Here is a 15,344-nt window from a genome sequence, read left to right as displayed (position 1 = left end):
AAAGTTAGCAAGACAGTGAGAATTACTGAGCTGAACAGTTCACCGCATTCCTTAGCACAGCTGTCTTTAGGGGGAAGTGCGATCGCTATTGACGGTCCATCGTTGCTGCTAGCTGATGCCCCTGCGCCAAGCCTTCCCTCTGTTGCGCTGGCCTCCATAGATTCGTTGCGGTAGCAAAGCTGACTCTGCTCGATATCCCCTCCCGATCGCCTATGGCCCGCCCTAAGTTCGACCTACACATCATTGACCGCGTCATCGAAATGGCCTGGGAAGATCGCACATCCTTTGAGGCCATTGAGATTCAGTTCGGGCTAGCAGAGAAACAGGTGATTGCTATCATGCGTTGCTACATGCAGCCCTCAAGTTTTCGCCTGTGGCGCAAGCGGGTGACGGGGCGCAATACCAAGCATCAGCACAAGCGAGACTTTGCCCTAGGTCGGTTTAAGTCGGCTAACCAAAAATAGAGGCGTGGCATCTCATCTGCAGGCCAAGCCCTGCGATCTGTGTCAGGCTCCGGCAACAGTGCGGTACCGCATTCAGTGCGCCCCTGGAGCAACCTGGGTATTGGCCTGCCCCCACTGCCAAAAAACTCAACGCGAGCAAAACGCCAGCTATCGCTATGGCGGTACCTGGAAAGCTCGCCCCAAAAAGAGCTAGCCCCCGCCCATTTCTATGGCCATAGTTGCTTTTCTTTAAACATGAAAGAGAGCTGTAAAATCACGTAGGCTTGTTTCAAGCTTATTAGAAATCTTGGCGATTCTTTACAGACGCAGATTAAACCGGGTTATGTTGGGGGAACTATAGGTATAACCGTAATCGCCTAGTGCAAATAGCCATGAAAACTTCCACAGTTCTGGTGCATTCAACCCTTGCCCAAGCGCCCGCCGCCAGTCGGCCCCAGCTTGATAACCTTTGGATGCTCTCGTCTGGGGGGTTGCTAATGCTATTGCTAGGGTTGGGTGTCTATTCTTACCTGCAAACGCGCCATCTGCTAAAGCAGCTCAAATTTGAATCCTACAAAAATCAAGAGCTGCAAAAAAAGGTCAAGCTAGCTCTCAAAACCATCAGCAAGATGGAGCAAAACCCTGACCTAATTCACTCTCGCGAATTTAACCTCGACTACCTGCGCATGCGCATGGACGAAGAGCATTTCCATACGTCGATTGTGAACCAGCTCAAGGTCAAGGTTAAGCAAAAAATTAGCGTCGCTCTGCGTCCCCGCCAGGCTGAAGAAGGGCTGATTGGTGTTGCCAGCAAGCCCCGCGTGGTGGATGAGATCTTTGACGTTGAGTATGCTCCCCAAGACAACCCGATCGCAAAAAAACGGGTGCTGTTTCGCATTCAAATTAGACTGGCCAAGCTACCGACCCAGGCCACTTCTTCGACCATCGGTCAGCTGGTCGAATGCATTGAAAACTTTATGAGCCCTGATGCCGAAGAAACCCACTGGCAGCCCACTATCCAAGGCCGCATTGCCAACATGCATTGGGATCAAAAAGCCAAGCCCACCCCTCTGCTAGTGATTGAACAATCGAGCGAAGGGGCCAACGTAACATTGCGCAGCCGCAATGAGCTACCGGCCAGCATGAGCAGCACTAGCAACGTGCCCAAAAAGAAACCGGCCTAGGCACGCCATGCCCCGTTGATTACCGACAGGTGATCATGGGCAATTGATTAATAGACGGCGGATGCCATGGCAGTGGCATCCGCCACTGGTGCTGGGGCCGATCGCGCCTGGGCCATATCTGAGAGAATGGCATCGAGTAGCTGCTCACGCAGGTCGGGGATGACAGCTAGGGCACGAGTCCAGTCGGGAATTTGAGTACCGGTGGGGTCGTCGAGGTACTGGTTGCCGGCTTCAAGGATGACCTGTTCAAAGGTTTCGATGGTGATCTCTTCTTGGTGGCGATCGTACTCTAGACCGTTGAAGCGAGCATCGACGAAATACTGACGGGCGAGGTTTTGGGCCTCGCGGCGGTACTTAATCCGCAGGGCGCGAATGTGGTCTTGGCCAATCACCACTTGCTCAGTTTCGGTCAGAGTTCTAAACACCGACTGCAAAATGTCGCGACACATTTTTTGCAGCCCTGAGTTGGTTGAGCTGCCTAGGGTCTGGTGTTTGTGCTCAAAAACGCCCAGGTCAATTTGGGCAATGCGCTTGAGGGCCACGTTGCGATAGACCTCGGCCAGCAGACCTACTTCTAACCCCCAGTTGCCGGGAATGCGGGTTGTCAGCGCTAGGTCGGCGGAGAGGGCAAACTCACCCGAGAGGGGGTAGCGATAGGCGTCGAGATAACGCAGGTAGTCGCGGTAGCCAAACAGCTCCATCAGTGAGGTGATCAGCGGGGTAACAAAAAGCCGGGTCACCCGACCGTGCATGCTGCGGGGATCGCCGCCTACGCGAGCGTAATACGCTTTGCTGAAAGCAATGCCAAAGTCTTGCTCTAGCAGGGGATAGAGCAGCTTGAGGGGGTAGGCGCGATCGTAGGTGACGATGTCGGCATCGTGGAGCGCGATCGCCGCTGCATGCAGAGAAGCCACCCCTAACCCGAGCCACACAGCGCGGCCTTTGCCCTTAAACCGCAGCAGGTCTAGCCCTTTGTCTTTGAGGGTTTGCAGAATGTCGGTAATGCGCGGGCCATTTTCCCACAGGACAAAGGTGGGCTGGGGCAGCGGCTCGAAGAACTGCACCGCATGGCGGTACTGCTCAAAGGTATCGGCATAGAGGCAGACAATGACGTTGTTGACAAACGGGGAGTGGCTGAGGTGGTCGCGAATGGTGGCCAGGGCCGGGCGCTCTAGCTCTTCATAGAGCGATGGAATCAGCACGGCAGTAGGGTTGGTTTGGCTAAGTTCGGTGAGACGCTGCTCTAAACGCTCGAAATCGTATCCCAGGTCGTGGATTGTGGTGATTAGCTCTTGCTTATAGTCCATACCCTGATATCCCTAAATGCTAGGTCTCATCATAGGGATAAGTGGCGATCGCAAGATGTCTGAATCACTACCCGATGCTCGAACATCGCCAGGCGTCTATAGAAGATCGCACCTTAAGCAAAGTCGTGGGCCAATATGGCCTGACCGCGACGGTAGAGTTCCTCGGCGTAGCCCGTCCAGGTGCCCTGACCCCAGTAGCGAAAGCAGCTGGTTTGCAGCAGCAGATTGTGAATTAGGGCATTGCGGTAGCGGTGCTGGCGCTCTAGGGCATCGCCCCGCTCGGGTTGACGAGCCATGGTTTGGTGAAACTGGGCCGACAGGCGCTGCATGGGGTCGAGCACGTTGTCGTAGCCCTGCACCCAGCTGCGATCGCCCGTCCAAGACCCGCCTTCCATTGAAAAATTGCTGTCTTCGGCGCGGAGGGATGCGATCGCCCCCGCCACTGCCTCAGGGCCGCTGGCATCACCCATAGCCTGCCATAGACGGGATTGCCCAACTGCCTGACAGATCGGGAAGGTCTCTGGTCCAGCCCCCGCCGCTGCCAACAGTTCCAGATATTCGGTGCCGTTGAAGCCCACCACGCCCCGATGACCGCCCCCCTGGTCGCGCATTTCGTACCACGATCGCATAAAGGCGCTGGGGAACTCATTCATCATCACGCCACCGTTTTCGCCATCGCTGATTTGGCTGACTAGCTGCGGCACTGTGGCATTGCCGAGGGCAGCTTGGCTCAAGGTCTTGGCCTCCCAGTAGGGCTGCATCTGACCCACCAGCTTGGTGTCAGACCCTTGGGTTTTGATCAGCACCACAATTTCTTCAACTTCGCCCTGGGCGTTGCGGGCGACCAGGCGGTGGGGCAGGTGGGGCTGCGACAGGCCATGCCCCTCTACCGATTCCACCGTGTGCTCTTGCACCAGCATCCAGCGGTAGCCGCAGTCTTTGAGGGTTTTAACAAAGGCGTAGAGCACGTCGGGATGGTTGGGCAGGTGCATCTCTGGTGGTGAGAAACCCCGCACGCGGGCCAGGGCTTCGGCCCCAAACAGAGCGGCAAAGTGGTGCTGCCAGGCGCGAATGTGCAGCTTGAGGTCGGGTACGGGGGTCGAGGGCACCACCGCGTGGCCCCAGCAGGTGCCCAGCCATTCGACGTAGGGTTGGTAGGTGGGGTCACAGGCCAGACGGCGCAGCTTAGCCAAAATATCTTGCCGGTCCATCTGCTGTAGGCCCCACAGCAGCGTGCCCGAGTAGTCGAGCATGACGCGGGGGTTGCAGCCGTTATTCACCAGTTCTGGAATAAAGTCGCCCAGGCGGGCGTAGCAGTAGGCGAAGGTGCCGGCGTTGTGGTTATCCCCGTCGTAAGGGTGCTCAAACATGTACTGGAGGTGGTTGATGAGCTCACCCGTAGCCCCGGCAGGAATGGTGGGCTGGTGCATGTGCAGGGCGATCGCAAAGCCCGCCGAAATATCGGCCAGATTTAGGTTGGTGCGGGGCAAAAACACCGGCTCTGGGTTAGCCATAATACCGGCGATATCGGCCTCTCGACCCGACAGCGGGGGCAGCCCGTCTTCAAGGGCGGGCCAGTCTATTGGGGAGAGCACAGCACCGGTCATAGACACCTCGTAGAAACGATTTACCCAGCAGCGGTGGATAAACCTATGGTCACTATTTAGTGTGACACCGGGCGGAGCACTTATACTAGGGCGATTTACATTTCGTGGTTAGAGTGGGCCAAAGTAGGCGGGCCAAAGCAGATCAGGCTTTTGGTGACTTTGGCGATTCGCGAAGCGTAAAGTCTACGGCATCTCAGAAACGGGGGCTGCCTCGGAACGAGTCTCCGTCCCGGAGTCGCCTCTATGACGACTCAGTGCACCTTGCAACACCAGCGCAATCAAGCCCGCCCGCCCAACTATTAAAAACTTTGAAGCCTCTGAACACTTTGCAGCGGGTAGGGCTTTATAGCCTTAATGCACTATCTAACTGGAACTGATGCCTGAAACTGACACGTTGGCGATTCGCTTGACGACTGCGCTAAACCACTAGCTGGGGGCGAGCCGACTGGGGCGGGTTGAGCTCAATGGTGGCCACCACCTGACCATGATCGGACTGCCAAGGTTCAATCGTTTCATCTAGCAGGGTTTGGTCAAACAGGTGGTCGTTAAACACTGACACATAGGTGACCTGGCCAATGCGATCGCGGTTTTGGACCGAAAATTCTTCGCTCACCATAATGTGGTCAAGGCTGTCGTAGTGGCCGTTGTGAATGTGGGTGTAGTAGTGGTCGCCGTAGCCCAGTCGGGCCTGAATGTCTTTGACCTGATAGAGCAGCACGTCCCACACGGGGGCTTTTTTGCGGTAGGGCCAGGATTCCCACGGGGGCTGCCCAGTTACGATCTGGGTGGTAACGGCGATGTGGTTGTCGTTGACATCGCCCATGACAATTACCGGATAGCGGCGATCGCGCAGCCCCTCCATCAGCAAAAACCGCAGGGCAGTGGCCTCGGCGGTGCGGCGAATCAGCGAGCGGGCATGGCCCTTAGCAATCTCGACCGGGTCGCTGCGATCGACACCGTTGGTCATCATGGGCCGCTTTGACTTCAGGTGCACCACAAACACGGTGCAGTGAATCGTCTCTGTCAGGGCCAGGTCGACCGCTAGTACCGGGTGCGAAAACCGCCGGATGGGGATCTCAGCCCCCTCCAAATCCAGCACGCTCTCGGGCGGAAACTCGTCGTAGACCCGCTGCCGCAAAACCTGAAACCGAGTGGCCAGAGCCACCCCAGGCCCCCGCCCAAACCCCTCGGCCATGACAATCTCGTGCTGCTGGTGATATTCACTGCGGTGCAACGCTTCTTTCAGCGCCCCCCGATGAAACACCTCCTGAAAGCCGCAGATATCGACCTTCATGCGATCGAGCTGAGCCCCAATCCAGGTGAGCTTTTTGAGGTAGTTGACCTGAGAATGGACTTCGCCGGGGTAAAACTCGCGATCAGGCAGCATCAGGTTGTTGAGATTAAACGTGCCGATGCGAAACTGATTGCGTTCCATAGCTGCCAGCTGAATGGGGGTGCGTTTAAGAATAGCGCCGTTGCCGCCAGCGGCTATAGACGCTGCTCAAGGGATGGGGGATTGGGGAGAGGTTCATTGGAGAGGGGCTCGATCGCCATGTCTTCAGGGGCATTGGTTTCGGCAAACTGGGCGTCTTGCAGCGTTAGCTTGATGGCGGCCAACACGTGAGAGGTCACCTGCAAAAACGACTGTTTTCGAGAGTTCACCCAAAACTGCGCCTCAAGGTTCACGGTGCTGGGGGTCAATTCTCGCACCAGCACAATGGGTTCGGGGTCAAGCTCAACCCCCTTAATTTGTTTCATCTGCTGCTGAATGCGGTTAAACAGGTCGGGCAAATCGGCGTCGTGATCAATGCCCACGGTGACGCTGCTGAGGCGCACGGGCGAGGCAGTGTTGTTGGTAATGCTGCTCTGAAACACCTCCTGGTTGGGAATATAGACCAGGCGACCGTCGTAGGTTTGCACGGTGGTAGCCCGCAGCTGAATCTGAGTAACTGTGCCCTCGAAATTGTTGATGACAATTTGGTCGCCAATGCGAAAGGGCCGGGTGGCCAGCAAAATGACCCCAGAGATGTAGTTGCTCAGCACGTCGCGCAGGCTAAAGCCGATGGCAACGCTAGTCAGGCCCAGAGTGCCAAGCAAGGCGGCAAAGTTAAGCCCCATCACGCCCAGGGCCACCACAGAGCCCAGAGTCCACACGCCGCCGTAGCAGAGGCGGCTGATCAGCTCTTCGGTGGTGCGATCGCCCTCGGTTTTTGAGGCCCACACCAGCACGGTGTGGCGCACCAGCGCCGCCAGCAGCCAGGTCAGCACCAGCACCACCAGCGCCCCCAGCAGAGCAGGCAAATTATCTAGGGTATTTCTCGTCAACTGCTGGGCGGTGCCGCGAATGCGGTACGACACTGCCGCTGCTAAATTAGTGCGGGCCATAGCCTGGTTGAGCAGGTTCGCCCAGCGCTGGGCCAGGGTAGCCATATCGGTATCAAAGTCCAGCGCGTCTTGCTGGGTCACGGTCATGATCACCCGCTGGTTGACTTGCAGGGTAGCCAAGTCGCGATCGCCATCCACGTTGACGGTAATGGGGTCTGGGTTATCGGTCTGGTTGAGTAGAGCGGCAATGCGCCGGTTGATTTGCCCTGCCCGGTCGGCTGCGCTAACATCGGGCAACCCCCCCACCTGCAACACGGGCTGCCCCCGCACCAGCACGTCGGCAAAAAATTGTGCCGCTGGGTCTACTGTGGTCTGGGCAAAGGCAGACAGTCTAGCGTGGGGCACCGGCCAGCTTAGGCCTAAGGCCAGTCCTAGGCCAAGCGCCAGCAGCCAAAGCCGCCGCCAATGGTTCTGTCTTCCCCAAGCCATAGTGTTGTTCAACTCCGCTAGGCCCATTACCCGCAATCCCTGCTCGGCAATTCTTCATTCAATCCCATCTCGGGCGCTATGGCACACCCAACCTTGGCCTCAAACCACCGCCGCCTGCTGATTACTGGCGCTAGCGGTTTTTTGGGCTGGCATCTGGCCCGCGCGGCTCAGGCGACTTGGCAGGTCGAGGGCACTTATCACCACCACTCTCCCCCGTTGCCAGGGGTGAAACTGCACTGTATTGATCTCACTGATGCGATCGCCCTCAAAGAGTGGCTCGCGCAGGTCGCCCCCGATGCCGTGATTCACACCGCCGCCCTGTCGCAGCCCAACCGCTGTGAACAGGAGCCTGACCTCTCCTACGCCATGAACGTCGAAGCGACGCGGGTGCTGGCCCAAATTTGCGGCGATTCCGGGACGGATCGCTTCGCGAATCGCCACATTCCCTTTGCTTTTACCTCTACTGACCAGGTGTTTGATGGCCAGGCGGCCCCCTACGACGAAACCTCACCCCCCAGCCCCATCAGCGTTTACGGTCGCCACAAAGTCGAAGCTGAAGCCATCATTCAGACTGCCCATCCCAACGCTGTCATCTGCCGCATGCCGCTGCTGTACGGTCCTCCTAGCCCAACGGCAGAATGCTTTTTGCAGGGGTTTCTACGCACGCTGGAGGCAGGGCAGCCCCTGCACCTGTTTACCGACGAGTTTCGCACCCCGGCCTACGTTGAAGACGCCGCCGCTGGCCTGCTGCTTGCCCTAGAGAAGGCCTCGGGTCTGCTGCACCTTGGCGGCCCCGATCGCCTCAGCCGCTACGACTTTGGCCTGCACTTGGCCGAGGTGTTTGGGTTTGACAAAACTCTGCTGGTGCCGAGCAAGCAGGCTGATGTACCCATGCCCGCCGCCCGTCCGGCGGATGTGTCGTCTGGCAGCCGGCGAGCGATCGACCTGGGGTATCGTCCCCGTGGCGTGGTGGCAGGACTAAGGGCAACCAAAGCCTGGCCTTACCGATAGAGAGTTTAGAACCCAGTCACCGTGGGAAACGTATCGAGGTCAGATAACAGCCCTCGGGATTGGCATCCTCTAAAAGATAGAAGCCCGGCTGAAGATTGTAAAGTAAAGTAAAGCAACAGATTAAGGGAACTAGGTATGGTTGTTGGTCATTTTGGGGGGCCACGACCCTCCCTAAGGCAATTGCCGGGGCTAGTGTTGATCGGAGCAATGGCGATTGCAACGGTAGCCTGTGGCAAACCCATAGAGCCCGCCGCCCAGGCCCAGCCCGAGCAGCAAGAGGGCCCCACCGTCGTTGATACAGCCGTGGCTGCCGCCGCCGAAGATTCGAGCCGCATCTATACCGGTACCACCCGCCCGGCACGAGAAGTTTCGCTGCGATCGCAGGCCGAAGGGCGTCTCCTCTCCCTGACCCGCGATGTCGGTGACACGGTGCAGCAGGGCCAGGTGGTTGCCACCATCGACAACGTGCTGCTGCAAACCGCCGTAGGCGAAGCCCAGGCCGAACTCGCCGCCCGCCAGTTTGAAGTCGCCCAGGCCGAGGCCGAACTCGCGGACATTCGCACCTCCATCGAAGACGCGCGAGTGCGGCTCCAGCAGGCCAGCAACGACGCCCAGCGCCTGGCGACCCTTGCCTCCCAGGGCGCGATCTCAACTCAATCCGCCGAGCAGGCCCAAACCACCCTGCGCACGTCTGAACAGGCCCTGGCCTCGTCTCAAGAACAGGTGCGCACCCGACAACAGGCCGTGGCGGCGGCCCAGCAGCGCGTCGAAGCCCAGCGATCGATCTTGCGCGAGACCCAGCAGCGCCTCTCCTTTGCCAACCTAACTGCGTCATTGTCAGGCGTCGTGCTAGAACGGATTGCTGAACCTGGCGATTTAATCCTGCCTGGAGAGGCTGTTTTAACGCTGGGCGACCTGTCAGAAATTCTGGTTGTCATTCAAGTGGCCGACAGCAACCTCAGCGAATTTAGTGTTGGGCAGTCGGTTGAGATTGCCATTGATGCCTTCCCCGACGACACTTTCACCGGTCAGGTGACGCGCATTTCGCCAGTAGCCGACAGCACTTCGCGGCTGCTGCCCATCGAGATTACCGTAGCTAACCCCAGTAACCGCATCAGCAGCGGTCTGCTGGCCCGAGTTACCAGCAGCGGCAATCAATCCGATGTCGTTGTGGTGCCTGAAAGCGCTTTAGAAACTGCAGAAAACAGCGACAACCAGATCTTTGTCGTCACTGAAGCCGAGGGCGACCCGGTGGTTGAGTCGCGATCGGTGCAGGTGGGCGATCGCGCCGATGGCCGGGTGACCATTCTCTCTGGCCTCACCCCCGGCGAACAGTATGTCGTCCGCAGCAGTCAGCCCCTAGAAGCAGGGCAAACCGTAGAGCTCAGTTTGACCTCCGAGGGCTGAGAAAAGTTTTGAATTTTAAGTTTTGAGTTAAGCGATTCCTAGAGAACTCAAAACTCAACACTCAGCACTCAAAACTACTTCTACCCTCCCATCGCCACGCCCCTCACCCTCCTCCACCCATGACTACCCCCTCCTCCTTTCCCAAGAGCAGCTTTAGCATCAGCGGGCTGGCGATTCGGCGACACATTGGCACTCTGATGCTGACGCTAACCGTCTTCGTGATGGGCTTTTTTATCACCTCGCAGCTGCCGGTAGACCTGCTGCCCTCCATCACCTACCCCCGCATTGGCCTACGGGGAGACACGCCGGGTCTATCGCCCGAGGTGGCTATTGACGAAGTAACCCGCCCCCTAGAAGAAGCACTTTCCGCCACCGAAGGCGTCATTCAAGTGTTTTCTCAAACCCGAGAAGGGCAGGTCAGCATCGACTTATATTTTGAGCCTGGCGGCAATATCGACCAGGCCCTCAACGACGCCACAGCCACTCTCAACCGCGCCCGCAGCACCCTGCCCGAAAGCATCGAGACACCGCGACTATTCAAGGCCGACCCCTCCCAGTTGCCGGTATACGAGATGGCGCTCACCTCTGACCGGCTCAGCTCGCAAGAACTGCGCATTTTTGCTGAGGAAGAACTGGCCCGAGAGCTTCAACAGGTGCCTGGCGTCGCCAGCACTGACGTCTCCGGCGGCGTCAATGAGCAGGTGCAGGTGAACGTCGATCTGCGCCGCCTTCAGGCCGCAGGCATCGCCGTCACCGACATCATCGATGCCCTAGAAGAGCGCAACCAGGATATCTCCGGTGGGCGGCTGCGGGGCGGCAGCGAAGAAAACCTCACCCGACTAGTAGGGCGGTTTGAGTCAGCGGATGAGCTGCAAAATATCCCCATTACTGTACCGGGCACCGACCCGCCCCAGCAGGTGTACTTGCAGGATGTCGCCACCGTCATTGACGGCACCGAGGAGCAGCGAGTCTTCGTCAATTTGAATGGTCAGCCCGCCGTCAAGGTCAGCATTCAAAAGCAGCCCGCTGCCAACACCATCGATGTTGTAGACGGGGTCAAGGCCAAGCTAGAAGAAATGCGTCAGGCTGGCCAAGTGCCCGAGGGGATGGACACAGTCGCCACCCTCGACGAGTCGCGGTTTATTCGCAACTCCATCAATAACGTGACTATGTCGGGGTTGAGCGGGGCTGCCCTGGCGGGGTTGGTGGTGCTGCTGTTTTTGGGTTCTCTGCGGCAAACCTTCATCATTGTTACCGCCATCCCTCTAGCGACGCTGATGGCCCTCATCTTGATGGGGCTGTTTGGTCTGTCGCTCAACGTGTTTAGCTTGGGGGGCCTAGCCCTAGGAGTCGGCATTGTGGTGGATAACTCCATCGTCATGCTAGAAAATATGGCCAAACGGGCCGAAGAACTGGAGCGATCGCGCCACGAGGGGGGCTACAGCGTTCGCGAGGCGATTTTTCAGGCCGAAGCCAGCAGTCAAGAGCTAGAGAGTGCTCTGCTTGCCTCTACGCTGACCAACCTGGTGGCGGTGCTGCCCTTTTTGCTGATTGGGGGGTTCATTGCGCTGATCTTTAATGAGCTGATTTTGACTGTTAGCTTTTCTGTGGCCGCGTCTCTGGTGGTGGGCCTGACGGTAGTGCCTGCCCTAGCCGCACGGTTGATTATGGGGCGGCCAACGCGATCGCTGCAAAGCTGGGGGCCATTCCGCTGGTTTAACAATCGTCTGGAAGGCTTGACTGTGGGCTATGGTCGCTTACTCAGCCGCGTCGTTCAGCGGCGTGTCTTTGTCATTGCCCTAGCGCTGCTGGTGTTTGGCGGCGGCAGCTACTGGATGGTGGGCAAAATTCCTCAGGAGATTTTGCCCCGCATTAACACCGGGCAGGCGCGGGTATTTGCTCGCCTACCTGCGGGCACAACCGTTGAGGGCAACCGACGGGTCATGCAGGCCGTCGATGAGGTGTTGCTCACCCAACCTGAAACCGAATATGTTTTCACCACGGCGGGCGGTTCTCTATTTGGCAGTAATACTAGCGAAAATACTCTGCGGGGCAGCAGCACCATCACCCTCAAACCCGGCACTGACACTGAGGCGTTTGTGGAGCGGGTCAACGGTGAACTGAGCCGTCTTCCCCTAGTGGATACTCGCCTCAACGTCAGTCCTGAATCGGTTCGGGGTCTGGTCTTGAGCAACTCGCCAGTGCGCTCTGACCTGGATGTCGGCCTTCAAGGTGATGATAGCGAGGCTTTGCTTGAGGCAGGCCAGCAGGTGGTTGCTGCCCTAGGTGAACAGGCTACCCTGGCCCGCTTCCGTCCCGAAGGCGAAGACCCCCAGGAAGAGATACGCATTCTGCCCGACTGGGCTCGGGCCGCCGACTTGGGCCTCTCGGCCGCAGATATTGGGGCTACCATTCAAACTGCTTTGAACGGCTCGGTGCCCACTCAGCTCCAGCGGGGCGATCGCCTGGTAGATGTGCAGGTGCAGATCGAGCCCGGCAGCGTGCAGCAGTCGTCTCAGCTGCTCGATATTCCACTCTTTACCGACGGGGGGCAGCGCATTCAGCTTGGCGATATTGCCACGGTTGGTCTGGGGCCAGCGCCGGGCGAAATTCAGCGCATCAACCGGCGGCAGGTTTACCTGATTGGGGGCGACTTAGCTGAGGGAGCTAGCCTAGGGGCAGCCCTGGCTGAGGCGCAGGCCATTCTGGAGGGCATCGATCTGCCTGAGGGCGTGTCTGTGCTGCCAAGTTCCGCCGCCGAAACCAATAGTGAACTACAGAAGTCTTTGGTGGTGCTCGGTGCCCTGGCCGCTTTCCTAGTGTTTGTGGTGATGGCGGTGCAGTACAACTCGCTGATCGACCCTCTGGTGATTATGCTCACCGTGCCTCTGGCCCTAGCAGGGGGGATTTTAGGTCTGTATGTGACTCAGACGGCAATCGGGGCCACAGTGGTGGTGGGGGCGGTGCTGCTAGTGGGTATTGTGGTCAACAACGCCATCATTCTGGTAGAGCTGGCCAACCAGATCTATGAGGCCACCAGCTGCTCGCGCCAAGAGGCCATTCTGCGCGCTGCCCCTCGCCGCCTGCGCCCTATTCTGATGACCACTTGCACAACGGTACTGGGGCTGTTTCCTCTGGCCTTGGGCATTGGCGAGGGGTCAGAGTTTCTGCAACCTCTAGGTGTTGTGGTATTTTCGGGCTTATCGCTAGCCACGGTGCTGACGCTGTTTATCATTCCCTGCTTCTACACCTTGCTGCACGGCGGGTTTGGGTCTGGGGGGCAGAGGGCGATCGCCGAAGACGACTTCACTGAGCCGGTATCGCCTGAAATGTTTCAGTCCTAGGCAACAACCCTGCTCAACGAACAAAACCCCTCACCTAGAGCTAGGTGAGGGGTTTTGTTCTTGTCGCCTGGTCTTGTTAGAGCTTTGCCACTGGTCGACTATGGGCCAAACAAGAGTTCCAGCCCTAATCGGTGTTGATCATGCCTTCTTCAGGGTTGATCAGCCGCCAGAGCTTTTGTTTGATCTGGGTGTCAAAGACTTCCCACTTGAGCCGGTTGAACTCCGAGTTTTCGTAAAAGCCCGACAAAAAGCCCACCGGAATTTCAAAGCCGCCAGCCATCGATCGCCCGCCGCCAAAGAATCGGCCCTCGCTGTCTTGGCCAAAGGCTTCTTTGATAAATTCGTCGGGGTCGAGGGTGATTTTGCTGGTGCGCAGGGAGCCAATCACCACCTCGCGCTCTTCATCCTCGTCGTGGACGATGCCATAGACCACGGCGGTGTGCACGTTTTCTTCGGTCACCAAAAAGTCTGCTGCCTGGGGAATGGCGTCGCGGTCGTCGTAGCGCAGGTAGCCGACCCCGGCGATAGAGACGTTGTTTTGCACCTTGCGGTTGCGCAGCGATCGCTCGATCACATCCATCACCCGCTTTGAGCGCGACGCTTGCAGCACGGCACTCAGCAGCTGACCATCGTAAAACTGGCTCAGGTAGGCCGCCGCCATAAAGTCGCTAGCCCCAGCGTGCATCAGCTGGTTGGTGTCAGCCCGCAGCCCGTGCATGAGAGCGGTGGCACACTTGGTGTGCTTACTGTTGTTGCGATCGAGGTTCAGCAGCCCCTGCTGCAAATACTGGGTCAAGATGGTGGCCGTGGCCCGGATGTGGGGGCGCAGGTCAATGTATTCGGCGTCGAGTTTAGACTGGGGGGCGTGGTGGTCAATTACCAGCACCAGGGGCAGCCCCGCCTCCCGCAGGTGTTCGTAGAGTTGGCTCGTCGTGCCTTGGTTGTCGACTAGCACCAACCCTTGGTAATCAGCCAGGTGAGCCCCATCGGCAGCAGTCAGCCAGCGGCGGGCAGGCAGACCCGTGAGCCGGACGAGGGCGATATTTTCCTGATGGCTAAGGGTGCCCGCGTAGACAATGTCGCACTCGATTTTGTAGTTGGTGGCAATCAGCTTGTAGGCCCAAGCTGACGACAGCGCATCGGGGTCGGGAAAGTCTTGCAGCAGCACCAGGTGGCGATCGCCGCGATGCCCCTCTAGCAGTCGACGCACCGCCTGCACCGGATCTTCGGAGTCGCTGTCGTTTTCAGGGCGGGGCACAAGAGAGATCGTGCCGCTGCCGTTAGGAAAGGTGGTTTCAGCGGTGTCGGAGTCTAAATTGAATGTCATCATGGGCAATTCCTTGTGCGACAGCGCGCTCGATGGTAGATAGACGTAGCCCCTTAGTGCAAAGACAAGGGATAGACCTCAACGGCGTTAGGGGAGCTAACGTCAACCCGCTTGGCTCACCATCGTCTTGATTTAAAAGCGCTGTCGATAGCGCCGTGGCCCTACTTCATTATCGCAAATTGCAGCGGAACTGCTAGAGTCACCCGATAGAGTCTGCTTTTAACGGTCATCAGGTCATGGGATCTCAATCCCCATGACCTTGAGGTAGCACCCCTCAGGATGAAGCTACCGGTAGTCGAGCAGCGTCGCAGCATCGGCTACGCTCAGAGCAATTATTGAGATAGGGCAGTTAGGCGATTCCAACAGCGTAATCATGGGTATAGAGCAATCATGAGATGCCAATGACGTACTTCTTCCACTCCTGGTGTACGCCGCTGTGGATTTGCCGCGTCACCTCAAAGTAGAGGCTGCTATGGGGCTTGCGGGGTTGGCTAAACAGTGGCATATTGGCTTCCCTTGGGGTGCGATTGCCCTTTTTCACGTTGCAGCGTACGCAGGCAGCGACCATATTTTCCCAGGTGTCGCCGCCGCCGCGCGATCGGGGTATCACGTGGTCGAGGGTGAGGCCGTCGCCGCTGTAGGCGCAGTACTGACAGGTGTGGTTGTCGCGCTGGAGCAAGTTGCGCCGAGTGAGTGGTATATCTTTGTAGGGCACCCGTACGTAGTGGCGCAGGCGTATTACCGTCGGCAGCGGAAAGTCAGCGTAGACAAACTTGCCATTATGCTCAACCCGCTCCGCCTTGCCCTTAATAATAAGGACGACAGCCCGACGCCAGCTCGTAATGTTGAGCGGTTCATAGGAGGCGTTGAGCACCAGAACCTTACCCATTCAAATGCGCG

12 protein-coding genes are annotated in these 15,344 nt (G+C 58.1%); 6 read left to right on the top strand and 6 right to left on the bottom strand.

Translation table 11 applies throughout. From position 1 onward, the window contains the following. The first annotated feature begins 212 nt into the window (after positions 1–212). From H6F57_RS02700 to H6F57_RS02690, 3 genes are all read left to right on the top strand, one after another. The gene (locus H6F57_RS02700) at positions 213–464 is read left to right on the top strand and encodes a TIGR03643 family protein (protein WP_190629369.1); all 252 of its coding nucleotides are present in this window, start codon (positions 213–215) and stop codon (positions 462–464) included. A gap of 4 nt (positions 465–468) precedes the next feature. Next, positions 469–657 (top strand): hypothetical protein, encoded by a 189-nt coding sequence (locus tag H6F57_RS02695; RefSeq protein ID WP_190629579.1) that lies wholly within the window; start codon positions 469–471, stop codon positions 655–657. A gap of 178 nt (positions 658–835) precedes the next feature. Then, a complete protein-coding gene (locus H6F57_RS02690) occupies positions 836–1,627 on the top strand; it encodes a hypothetical protein (protein WP_190629367.1) in 792 nt (263 codons plus the stop codon). Between the two features lie 47 nt (positions 1,628–1,674). On the opposite strand, the gene H6F57_RS02685 is transcribed toward H6F57_RS02690, so the two are convergent. The 4 genes from H6F57_RS02685 to H6F57_RS02670 form a co-directional block, all read right to left on the bottom strand. Beyond that, positions 1,675–2,934 (bottom strand): glucosyl-3-phosphoglycerate synthase, encoded by a 1,260-nt coding sequence (locus H6F57_RS02685; protein ID WP_190629366.1) that lies wholly within the window; start codon positions 2,932–2,934, stop codon positions 1,675–1,677. Between the two features lie 113 nt (positions 2,935–3,047). Further along, the gene (locus tag H6F57_RS02680) at positions 3,048–4,541 is read right to left on the bottom strand and encodes a glycosyl hydrolase family 57 (protein ID WP_190629364.1); all 1,494 of its coding nucleotides are present in this window, start codon (positions 4,539–4,541) and stop codon (positions 3,048–3,050) included. 418 nt (positions 4,542–4,959) lie between these two features. Beyond that, positions 4,960–5,976, bottom strand: a complete 1,017-nt coding sequence (locus H6F57_RS02675; RefSeq protein WP_190629363.1) for an endonuclease/exonuclease/phosphatase family protein — start codon at positions 5,974–5,976, stop codon at positions 4,960–4,962. 53 nt (positions 5,977–6,029) lie between these two features. Continuing rightward, positions 6,030–7,355, bottom strand: coding sequence for a mechanosensitive ion channel family protein (locus H6F57_RS02670; RefSeq protein ID WP_190629361.1), 1,326 nt, complete (start codon positions 7,353–7,355; stop codon positions 6,030–6,032). A 78-nt stretch (positions 7,356–7,433) separates the two neighbouring features. Between H6F57_RS02670 and H6F57_RS02665 the strand changes: the two genes are divergently transcribed. From H6F57_RS02665 to H6F57_RS02655, 3 genes are all read left to right on the top strand, one after another. Next, positions 7,434–8,366 (top strand): SDR family oxidoreductase, encoded by a 933-nt coding sequence (locus H6F57_RS02665; RefSeq protein ID WP_190629359.1) that lies wholly within the window; start codon positions 7,434–7,436, stop codon positions 8,364–8,366. A 207-nt stretch (positions 8,367–8,573) separates the two neighbouring features. Beyond that, positions 8,574–9,773 (top strand): efflux RND transporter periplasmic adaptor subunit, encoded by a 1,200-nt coding sequence (locus H6F57_RS02660; RefSeq protein WP_199289855.1) that lies wholly within the window; start codon positions 8,574–8,576, stop codon positions 9,771–9,773. 119 nt (positions 9,774–9,892) lie between these two features. After that, positions 9,893–13,117: an efflux RND transporter permease subunit gene (locus H6F57_RS02655; protein WP_190629355.1), complete on the top strand. Its 3,225-nt coding sequence runs from the start codon at positions 9,893–9,895 to the stop codon at positions 13,115–13,117. A gap of 124 nt (positions 13,118–13,241) precedes the next feature. Here the strand turns inward: H6F57_RS02655 and H6F57_RS02650 are convergent, their stop codons facing one another. After that, entirely contained in the window at positions 13,242–14,444 is a 1,203-nt protein-coding gene (locus H6F57_RS02650; RefSeq protein ID WP_190629554.1) for a bifunctional oligoribonuclease/PAP phosphatase NrnA, read from the bottom strand. A 388-nt stretch (positions 14,445–14,832) separates the two neighbouring features. Then, positions 14,833–15,333 carry an HNH endonuclease gene (locus tag H6F57_RS02645; protein WP_073606362.1) on the bottom strand — a complete coding sequence of 167 codons (501 nt, stop codon included), beginning with the start codon at positions 15,331–15,333 and terminating at the stop codon, positions 14,833–14,835. Between the last annotated feature and the right edge of the window lie 11 nt (positions 15,334–15,344).

The sequence above is a fragment of the Leptolyngbya sp. FACHB-60 genome (genome assembly GCF_014695775.1).
Taxonomy (GTDB): domain Bacteria; phylum Cyanobacteriota; class Cyanobacteriia; order Phormidesmidales; family Phormidesmidaceae; genus Nodosilinea.
This window is presented reverse-complemented; position numbering and strand designations above follow the sequence as displayed.